At 39.1% G+C, this 10,118-nt stretch carries 9 protein-coding genes; all 9 read left to right on the plus strand.

Annotated features, from left to right (window positions below):
• The first annotated feature begins 6 nt into the window (after nucleotides 1-6).
• The 9 genes from RDN22_RS06690 to RDN22_RS06730 all read left to right on the plus strand — a co-directional run bounded on the left by RDN22_RS06690 (nucleotide 7) and on the right by RDN22_RS06730 (nucleotide 10,030).
• A complete protein-coding gene (locus RDN22_RS06690) occupies nucleotides 7-861 on the plus strand; it encodes a DNA/RNA non-specific endonuclease (RefSeq protein ID WP_308556916.1) in 855 nt (284 codons plus the stop codon).
• 46 nt (nucleotides 862-907) lie between these two features.
• Nucleotides 908-2,335 carry a C69 family dipeptidase gene (locus RDN22_RS06695; protein ID WP_308556918.1) on the plus strand — a complete coding sequence of 476 codons (1,428 nt, stop codon included), beginning with the start codon at nucleotides 908-910 and terminating at the stop codon, nucleotides 2,333-2,335.
• 286 nt (nucleotides 2,336-2,621) lie between these two features.
• Complete coding sequence (locus tag RDN22_RS06700; RefSeq protein ID WP_308556919.1) at nucleotides 2,622-3,707, plus strand: ABC transporter ATP-binding protein; 1,086 nt, start codon at nucleotides 2,622-2,624, stop codon at nucleotides 3,705-3,707.
• The gene (locus RDN22_RS06705) at nucleotides 3,707-4,573 is read left to right on the plus strand and encodes a sugar ABC transporter permease (RefSeq protein ID WP_308556920.1); all 867 of its coding nucleotides are present in this window, start codon (nucleotides 3,707-3,709) and stop codon (nucleotides 4,571-4,573) included. Before RDN22_RS06700 ends, RDN22_RS06705 begins: the two co-directional genes overlap by 1 nt.
• 2 nt (nucleotides 4,574-4,575) lie before the next feature.
• A complete protein-coding gene (locus tag RDN22_RS06710; protein ID WP_308556921.1) occupies nucleotides 4,576-5,400 on the plus strand; it encodes a carbohydrate ABC transporter permease in 825 nt (274 codons plus the stop codon).
• Nucleotides 5,384-6,679 (plus strand): MBL fold metallo-hydrolase, encoded by a 1,296-nt coding sequence (locus RDN22_RS06715; RefSeq protein ID WP_308556923.1) that lies wholly within the window; start codon nucleotides 5,384-5,386, stop codon nucleotides 6,677-6,679. The genes RDN22_RS06710 and RDN22_RS06715 overlap by 17 nt, the downstream gene beginning before the upstream one ends.
• A gap of 51 nt (nucleotides 6,680-6,730) precedes the next feature.
• A complete protein-coding gene (locus RDN22_RS06720) occupies nucleotides 6,731-8,035 on the plus strand; it encodes an extracellular solute-binding protein (protein ID WP_308556925.1) in 1,305 nt (434 codons plus the stop codon).
• A 108-nt stretch (nucleotides 8,036-8,143) separates the two neighbouring features.
• On the plus strand, nucleotides 8,144-9,061 hold the full coding sequence (locus RDN22_RS06725; RefSeq protein WP_308556927.1) for a magnesium transporter CorA family protein: 918 nt from the start codon (nucleotides 8,144-8,146) through the stop codon (nucleotides 9,059-9,061).
• A 15-nt stretch (nucleotides 9,062-9,076) separates the two neighbouring features.
• Nucleotides 9,077-10,030: a serine hydrolase gene (locus RDN22_RS06730; protein ID WP_308556928.1), complete on the plus strand. Its 954-nt coding sequence runs from the start codon at nucleotides 9,077-9,079 to the stop codon at nucleotides 10,028-10,030.
• Nucleotides 10,031-10,118 lie beyond the last annotated feature (88 nt).

Consider the following 10,118-nt stretch of genomic DNA (forward strand, 5'->3'; position numbering starts at 1 on the left):
AAAAATATGGCAAGAAGAAGACGAAAAAAACAAGGGACAGTTTTTTCATCCATTATTGTAATTATTGCGATTGTCTGGGGAGTATTCACTAAAGCTGGCAGCGACCCTGATGGCAGCCAGTTTATTAATGAAATTACAGGTAATACGCCTCGAACTACAAACACAATCCAGAAGGCATCTAAAGCTGGGAAGGTTTATGGAGGCTTGTCGCAAGCTGATTATAAAAAGCTAGCTGATCTCAATTTTAAGAGTGGGTCAAAAGCCTACACCGAGGTTAACCACAATCGGTCAACTTTAGTTAAAAGCTCATGGAAAGTGAATCGCGTAATCTATTCTAATTTGGATTCATTAAACAGGACGTCGCGCTCGAATACCGCTTTTTTAGAGCGTCGTAATGTCGCAAATGATAGTCTGCGTGTGCGGCAGTTTGTTGAACCAACCGCTTGGCACTACAATCGACGAAACGGCACTCAGATCTATAACCGTGGTCACCTAATTGCTTATTCAGTTTCAGCCGGTATTGACCAAAGCGGAAACTATGATCCAAGCAATCAATCAGGTGATCAGAACAACCCTAAGAATTTGTTCACCCAATCTGCTTTTTCTAACCAAAGAATTCAAACGATCTTTGAAAGCAAGGTGCGAAAAGCCTTGCGACAAAATAAACGTGTGATTTATCAAGCAACCGCCATTTTTAGAGGTAACGAACTCATGGCACGTGGAGTTAACCTCCAAGCCGTGTCAACCGATGGCAGCTTGGACTTCAATGTTTATTTGTATAATGTTCAACCAGGCTATGAATTTAACTATGATAATGGTAGAGCAAAAGTTGATCGCCAAATGCGAGTCAATGAAGAGTAGAATAGAAACTATAATTTTTGATTTTTAAATAAAAAGGAAGTAAATAATGAAAAAAGATAACTGTACCGCAATGCTTGTCGGTAAAGACGCTTCAATCGATGGTTCAACTATGATCGCTCGTGACGAAGACGGTTACGGTGGCATTAACGAAAAGCTTTTTGTCGTAAACAAGGCTCGTCACTACGATGAAGACTACGTTTCAAAATACAATGGCTTCAAGATGCACCTTGAAGGTGACGGCTGCAAGTGGACCGCTGCTCCAACTGCTGATGACTCAGAAGGCCGCTGGGATGAACAAGGTATTAACGAATACAACGTTGCAATGTCAGCTACTGAAACTGAAGCAACTAATGCTCGCTGCTTAGGTCATGACCCACTTGTTGAAGACGGTATTAACGAAGACTCAATGGTTTACATCACCTTGCCATTCGTCAAGACTGCTCGCGAAGGTGTTAAGCGTTTAGGTAGTTTAATTGAAAAATACGGTACTGGTGAAAGTAACGGTATTGCTTTTTCAGATAATAAAGAAGTTTGGTACCTTGAAACTGGTGCAGGTCACCAATGGGTAGCAGCTCGTGTTCCTGATGATTCATACGCAATTTGCCCTAACATCATGGTTATCCAAAACGTTGACTTTGATGATCCAGATAACTTTATGTTCAGCGATGGCATTCAAGAATTCGTAGAAAAGAATCATTTGAATAACTCTACTGATGGCAGCTTTAGTTTCCGTGATATCTTTGGTACTAAAGACGAAGCCGATGCTTTCTACAATACTCCAAGAACTTGGTACGGCCAAAAGTTGTTCAACCCAAGTATTGAACAAGATCCAACTAGCCAAGAAATGCCATTCACTCGTGTTCCTGAAAAGAAGATCGGCGTTGAAGACGTTCAAAAGTTTTTGACTAGTCACTACAATGGAACTCCATATGATCCAATGGATACTTTCTCATCCGGCACTGAAAAAGAACAAAAGATGTTCCGTTCAATTGCTTTGGACAGAAACCAAGAATCAAGCATCTTACAAATTAGAAATGATGTTCCTGCTAAGATGGCTGCCATTCAATGGATTAACATGGGCTTTTACGCATATTCTCCATATGTTCCTTTCTACACTAACATTGAAGATACGCCTCTTAACTACAAGGTTGCAGACCACATGGTAGATCCAGATAGCAGTGCATACTGGCTTTACAAGACTTTGCAAGTTATCGTTGAACCACGCTATCACCAATATATTTATGAAGTAAATGCCTACCGTGATGATTGCCAAAGCTACGGTATTGGCAGAATCGATGCAATTGATGAAAAGGCTAAGGATCTTGATGGCACTGAACTTATCAAGTACTTAACTAATGCAAACGATGTTACCGCTGGTGTGATTACCAAGAAGACTAAGGAATTAATGAGCAAATTGGTAAGACAAGCTTTGAATAGTTCTAAGTATCAATTTGAACGCGGCGACAACTTATAAAAAACAAAATGTAATAAATAATTCAAAAATCGATCATGGAATATATTTCATGATCGATTTTTTTGGTACGTACCACAATATTTAGTAAACCCGAACAAAACGGATATTTTTGATAATGTAAGCATTTGATTACGAACAAAACACGAATACTGAGAGAAATTTATTTCATCAGCACTGAGAAACCACGAATTTTTTAATTGAATCATTTGTGCTTTTTCTCTCTTTAGCTTAGAATTAATAGAGAAATTTATAACTTAAAATCAATATATAGTGGTGTGTGAATCTTATGAATGATGATAAATTCGTGGAAGTAAAGAACCTTAAAAAGGTTTACGACAATGGTCATGAAGCAATCAAGGACGTTAGCTTTTCAGTAAAAAAAGGCGACCTTGTATGTTTGCTTGGCCCTTCAGGTTGTGGTAAAACGACCATTTTAAACATGCTTGCTGGTTTACTTAACCCAACCAGCGGTGACATTCGTTTTGATGGCAAGTCTGTTGTAAACGTAGCGCCTAAAGATCGTCAAATTGGCTATGTTTTCCAGAACTACGCTTTGTACCCACACATGACAGTACTTCAAAACGTAATGTTTCCTTTGACTGTCGGCAAACAAAAGATGCCTAAGGATAAGGCTAAAGAAATTGCCGAAAAATACATGGAAACTACGCAAATTATGGAACTTGCTGACCAAAAGCCAGGTAACTTGTCAGGTGGTCAACAACAGCGTGTTGCCATTGCCCGTGCTTTGGTGCAACAACCTAAGATTTTGCTCATGGATGAACCTTTGAGTAACCTTGATGCTAGATTACGTTTGAAGATTCGTGAAGAAATCCGTAACTTAGTTAAAAAAGTGGGCATTACTACTTTATTTGTTACCCACGACCAAGAAGAAGCCTTATCTATCGGTGATAAAATCATCCTCTTCAATAATGGTGTGATCCAACAAGACGATATGGGTCAAAACTTCTATCTTGAACCAAACAATTACTTTGTTGCTAACTTCGTTGGTAACCCTGTTATCGATAACTTCAACGTTACTGTTAACGGTGACAAGATTAGCGGATCAGACTTTGAAATTAACGTTGCTGATTTAGATAAAGATCGCTTCAAGCATGACTTAACTGATGGCGAATACGTATTGTCAGTTCGTCCTGAAAACATTTTGCCTGCTGAAAATGGTGATGTTTCAGCTAAGATTGACGACGTTGAATTAATCGGCCGCGAACGCATTTTGAAGTTTACTCATGACGGCGTTCAAGCTCGTTCACTTGTTGATCTTGAAACTCCAATTAAGCGTGGCGACAGCGTCAACTTAAAGATGCGCTTAGATCGCGTATTCCTCTTTACTAAGGAAGGAGAGCGTGTGTACTAATGAAGAGCAATCAAAAGAAAGCTTGGCTCTTTTTAGCGCCAACAATTATCTTTGTTACTTTCTTTAGTATCTACCCAATTTTGCGGGCCTTTGTAATGAGTTTTCAAAGCGGTCCACTTATCAACTTAAACTGGAGCGGCTTTAGCAACTATCAATACATTTTTAGCGACCCTGAATTTTGGCGTGCTATTAAGAACACTATTTTATATGCATTGATTTCAGTGCCTGTTGCCTTGGCTATTTCAATCATGTTAGCCTGGTTCATTTTTAGTAAAGTAAAGCACAAGTCATTCTTTGAAACGACTTTCTTCATGCCTTATGTTACTTCAACTATTGCGATTGGTATTGTGTTCCGTTACATCTTTAACGGTGAGTACGGGATGCTTAACTTCTTGCTTAGAGCACTTCACTTGCCAGCTCCTAACTGGATTGATGATCCATCGATGTCACTTACTACCATTATTATCTTTGGTGTTTGGACATCCTTGGCCTTTAACATCGTTATCTTGATGGGTGCTCTTCGTAACATCGATCCAAACTACTACACTATTGCCGATATGTATGGCGCAACTGGTACTGAAAAATTCTGGCGCATCACAATGCCACAATTAGTCCCAACTATTGCCTTCTTATTGACAATGAATATTATTGCCGCATTCAAGATTTATACTTCCGTATATGCCTTGTTTAACGGTCAAGCTGGTGTCGGTAACTCAGCTACTACTGCAGTGTTCTACATTTATAACAAATTCCAAATTGTAGGAACTCCTGGTGTAGCGATGGCCGCAACGGTAGTTTTATTCCTCATTATTATGTTTGTAACGTTCTTACAACGTAAGATGATGAAGAAGATTGGGGGACGGTAAAAATGAAGAAGATTCGTTGGGGTACTTTGATTGCCTACATTGTTTTGGCAATCTTTGCGATTATTACTGTCTTTCCATTCGTTTACATGATTTTGGGCGGTTTAATGAGTTTTAGAGAAACTACTACTATTCCGCCAACACTTATTCCAAAGCATTTTGAATGGTCAAACTATGCTAAGGTCTTTGCTCAAGCACCATTTGCACGTTACTTCTTGAACACCTTTATCACAGCAACTGTAACTACTGTGGTTAGTTTGTTCAACGCATTGCTTGGTGCCTTTGCCATGGTTAACTTGAAATTCAAGGGTAAAGGAATTGTTCAAGTTGTTCTCTTATCACTTTTGATGGTGCCAGGTGAAGCAATCATCTTTACCAACTACAACACTATTGCCAGAATGGGCTTACTTAACACTTACATTGGTTTGGTACTTCCATTCTTGACTTCAATTTTCTACATGTACTACTTACAAAGCTACTTTGGCTCAATCTCACAAACTATTTATAAGGCTGCGATGATTGATGGAGCTAGCGACTGGGAATACATCTGGAAGATTTTGGTACCAATGTCTAAAGGTGGTTTGTTTACTGTTGCGCTTTTGAGCTTCATTTCAGGCTGGAATTCATTCCTATGGCCATTATTGGTAACTAACGAAGACAGCATGAGATTGCTTAACAACGGTTTAACTTCATTTGCTTCAGATGCAGGTAGTGAAACTCAATTGCAATTAGCAGCTGCAACCTTGACTGTTTTGCCAATCTTGATTTTGTACTTCATTTTTAGAAAGCAAATTATTAGAGGGGTAGTACGCAATGACCTTAAAGGATAAAACAACTGTCACTTTTTATAATGGACTCACTACAATTGGTGGTCCAATGATTGAAGTGGCTTATAACAAGTCACATGTTCTGTTTGACTTAGGCGAAGTATACCGCCCTGAATTAAAGCTACCTGATGAAAGTTATCAAACTTTGATCAAGAATGAATTGATTGGTGACGTACCTAATTTCTACGATCCAAAGATTACCGGTAAGCCAATTGATACTGATCGCTGGGAACATTCTGCAGCATATATTTCACACTTGCACTTGGACCACAGTAAGGCCTTGAATTTACTCGCACCTGAAATTCCACTTTATGCAGGTCCAATTACTGCACATTTGCTTCCTACTTTAAATGAAAATGGCGACTTCCTTTTGCCAGCTGCAGGCCACGCTAAAAACTACACGCGTCCAATCATTGCGGCTGAATACAAGAAGCCAATTAAAGTGGGCGATATTACCCTGGAAATATATCCTAGTGACCATGATGCATATGGTGCTACTGGTTTATTGATTAAAACGCCTGACAAGCAAATTGCCTACACTGGTGATATTCGTTTGCACGGCTACCACCCAGATTGGGTTCGTGCATTCATGAAGGCAGCTAAGGGTAGCGACATGTTAATCATTGAAGGTACCGGGGTTTCTTGGCCAGAAGAAAAGCATGATGAAAATAGCGAAGAATTCACTGGCCCTAAGAATGAAGTAGAACTTACTGAAGAAATCGTCCGCTTGCAAAAAGCTAACCCTGATCGTCAGATTACTTTTAACACTTATCCAACTAACGTGGAGAGATTGCTTCGCATTATTTCAGATTCTCCACGTAAGGTAGTGCTTCATGCCAAGCGTGCGCATTTGCTTAAGGACAGTCTTAACCAAGACTATTCATATTACTACTTGCCAGAAGATGAAAAGTATTCCGATTTAAATCCTGAGCTTGAAGTAAACTACGACGAGCTTTTGGCAGATAATCACAAATACTTGTGGCAAGTTGTAAGCGGTTATGATAAGCTTCAGGAGGGTGGATTATACATCCACTCAAACGCTGAGCCTTTGGGTGATTTCGACCCTGCCTACAAGCCATTTGTAGAGCAATTCGATAAGCTAAATATTGAGTTTGTAGCGCTTCGCTGCTCAGGTCATGCCGATGAAAAAGAACTCAAGGAAATAATTAGTGGGATTCAGCCAGCTATTTTGGCACCGGTGCACACATTGCATCCGGAGCTGGAAGAGAATCCATTTGGAGAACGTATTTTACCTAAACGTGGTCAAACAATCACGCTTTAGTAAAATGAAAAAATTGTTGTTTAGTTTTATTTTTTAGGAGGATTTATCCAAATGAAGTTTAGTAAGAAACTTGCTACGGCTGCCGTTGCTGCTTTAGCCTTAGTAGGAACTGCTGCTTGTTCAAATGGTGGCAGCAACTCTTCATCATCAAGTTCAGAAAAGATTCCATCAAAGATTACTAAGAAGACTACAGTTGTCTTTTGGAATGCTATGCCAGGTGTACAAGGTTCAACTTTGAAGCAATTGACTAACGAATTCGAAAAGAAGAACCCTAAGATCAACGTTAAGTTGGAAAACCAAGGTGCTTATAACGATTTGCAAGCTAAGATTAACTCAACTTTGCAATCACCAAACAACTTGCCAACTATTACTCAAGCATACCCAGGCTGGCTTTGGAACGCTGCACAAAACAAGATGCTTGTTAACTTAACTCCATACATCAACAACAAGAATGTTGGTTGGGGCAGTGCTAAGGCATCAGGCATTAGAACCGAATTACTTGACGGTGCTAAGATCAAGGGTACCCAATACGGTATTCCATTTAACAAGTCAATTGAAACTTTGACTTACAACGCTGACATGTTCAAGAAGTATGGCATTAAGAAAGTTCCAACCACTATGGATGAACTTAAGCAAGTGTCAGAAACTATTTACAAGAAGAGTAACCACAAGGTTGTAGGTGCTGGTTTTGACTCACTTTCTAACTACTACACTCTTGGTATGAAGAACGAAGGCGTTGACTTCTCAGACAAGATTAACTTCAGTGGTGCTGATTCAAAGAAAGTTATTAACTACTACGCAGATGGTGTTAAGAAGGGTTACTTCAGAATGGCCGGTTCAGATCACTACCTTTCAGGTCCATTTGCTAACGAAAAGGTTGCTATGTTCATCGGTACTTCAGCAGGTGAAGGATTTGTTAAGCAAGGTGTAGGTAAGAAGTTTACTTACGATGTTGCTCCTCGTCCTGGTAAGTACACTATGCAACAAGGTACTGACATTTACATGTTCAACCACGCAAGTGCTGATCAAAAGGCTGCCGCATTTAAGTACATTAAGTTCTTAACTTCTAAGTCAAGCCAACTTAAGTGGGCTAACGCAACTGGTTACATCCCAGTTAACGAAAGCGTTGTAACTTCAAGTGAATACAAGAACAACAAGAACATTAAGCTTCCTGCTAAACTTGAAGACTCAATGAAGCACTTATACAGTGTTCCAGTTTCAAAGAACTCAAATGCTGCATTCCAACAATTGAACAGCATTATGCAAAACATTTTATCCGCAGCTCAAAAGGGTCAAAATGTTAACAGCCAAATTAACGCTGGTAAACAAAAATTTGATGCTGCTTGGAAGCAATAAAACTAAATAACGATTAATTAATGTTAAAAGCAGGCCGTGCTGGGTCTGCTTTTTTTGTTGAAAAATGGTAACATTTATAGGTAAATAAAAATTGCAGAGGTGAGCCAGTTGATAAGACAGCAGAATTTCCCAGTGGAAACAAAATACAAATGGTATGACATCAACAATTTGAGTGAGGAAGATAGCGACAAATTGCAAAGTGAGTTCAATTTTACGCCGGATATTATTTCATATATTTCCGACCGTCACGAACGTCCCCACTACAACTATGACTTGCATACCAAGAGTCACTTGTTGGTTTACGATGTACCGATCTGGCCCACTAATACGATTAAGCACTTTACGTCACACCCAATTACATTTTTGGTTGTTGGTGAAAATGTCTTTACTTTCCATACTGAATCAACCAGTTATGTTTTTGACGAATTCAACGATGAGCATATGCGTGAAAGATTGTCTGAAGCAAAAGATGTAACAGAACTGCTCATGCTGTTTTTCTTATATTCTTCACAATACTTCCAGCGTGCCGTTACACAGCTTGATGTTGAGCGTAACAGCTTGGATCAAAAGTTATCTGATGACATTAACAACAAAGATTTGGTTGAACTATCAAACATTGAAAAAAGTTTGGTTTATTTATCTAGTTCAATTCAAACTGATCTGATCATGCTTCACAGTTTGGACCATAGTAAGTTGAACTTTACTAAAGAAGCTAGCGAACGACTCGACGACGTTTTGATTGAATCAAGCCAGTCCGCAGAAATGGTTAAGATTTCGCAGCAGGTTACTAAGACTCTATCAGCAACATCCAACAACATGATAAACAACAACCTGAACGACACGATGCAGTTCTTAACTGTGTGGTCATTGGTTTTGACAATTCCAACCATTTTAACTGGGTTTTATGGGATGAACGTTTCTTTGCCAATTTTGAAAAATTCATTCGACTGGATTTTGATTATCCTGTTGATGATAGTTTTGATGGTTTGGTTGGTAATACTGATGAAGCGGCACCATTTCTTCTAAGATTGAGGCAAATAAATGAAACATAAAGTATTAGTAGGTGCGGTTATTTCAACGCTGCTTGCCTTCTTGCTGTATTCATCCAACATGAAACGAGTAGAAAACGCTAAGTTAAAAGTTGTTGGACCAACTGTAAGTAAGGTTAACAAAAAGAGTAAGAAAAAAGCTAAAGAGCCAAAGGTCAAGACACTGAAAGAACCTAAGGTTAACTCAATTGAATATACTAACCATGTGAAAGCCAAAAGTGGCAGTAACAAGAAGCTAGTTAAGATAGTCAAGAAGACAATGGGAATTGACGATAGCTATCAAGTTGCCATTCAAGATTTGAATAATTCCAGCCGTTATGCTGTAGTTTCCAATACAGGCAAAGCTCATGATGCAAAGAAAGCAATGAAGCTCTACTTGTTAATTGCGCTTTATGAGCAAGAACAAAAAGGAAAGTTGGGGACTAACACCGCAATTAAGATTAAGAAATCTGATAAGGCAAAAGGCGACAAAATGCTGCAAGTCAACATGGCTTATGGTATTGCCTATTTGCGTGAAGCAATGCTAAAGGGTAACAAGACAGCTTCGAATGCGCTTCTTAGAAAAATCGGTGTAAATAACGTTGACTCTATTGCAAAAAGAATGGGTGCAACGCAAACAACGATTGCCAAAAACTTTAACGGTGATTCATACGGCAAGACAACTGCCAATGATTTAACTAAGACAATGGTCGGGCTTTACCAAGGTAGAGTATTGAACCGTCAGCATGCTAGTCGCGTACTTAGCACGATTGCTAAAGACCGTCCTCTTCCAAGTTTAGTTAATGGCATCAGCGGCGGCGTTTATGCTATTGGTGATCAAGACTTTGCCACTGCGATTGTTCAAGGTAGAGGCAGTGCCTACAGTATTTCTGTTTGGGGTAGCAACAATAAGAACTTTAACAAGTTAGGCAAGCAAGTTAATACTTGGTTTAGCAAGAAAAAGTAAAATAATAAAGACAAATAATGAGTGAAGTGAGACCCAAAAGTTAGACACTTTTGGGTCTTTTATTATGACTAAATTTAATAAAGAACAA

This window comes from uncultured Lactobacillus sp. (assembly GCF_902491705.1).
Lineage (GTDB): Bacteria > Bacillota > Bacilli > Lactobacillales > Lactobacillaceae > Lactobacillus.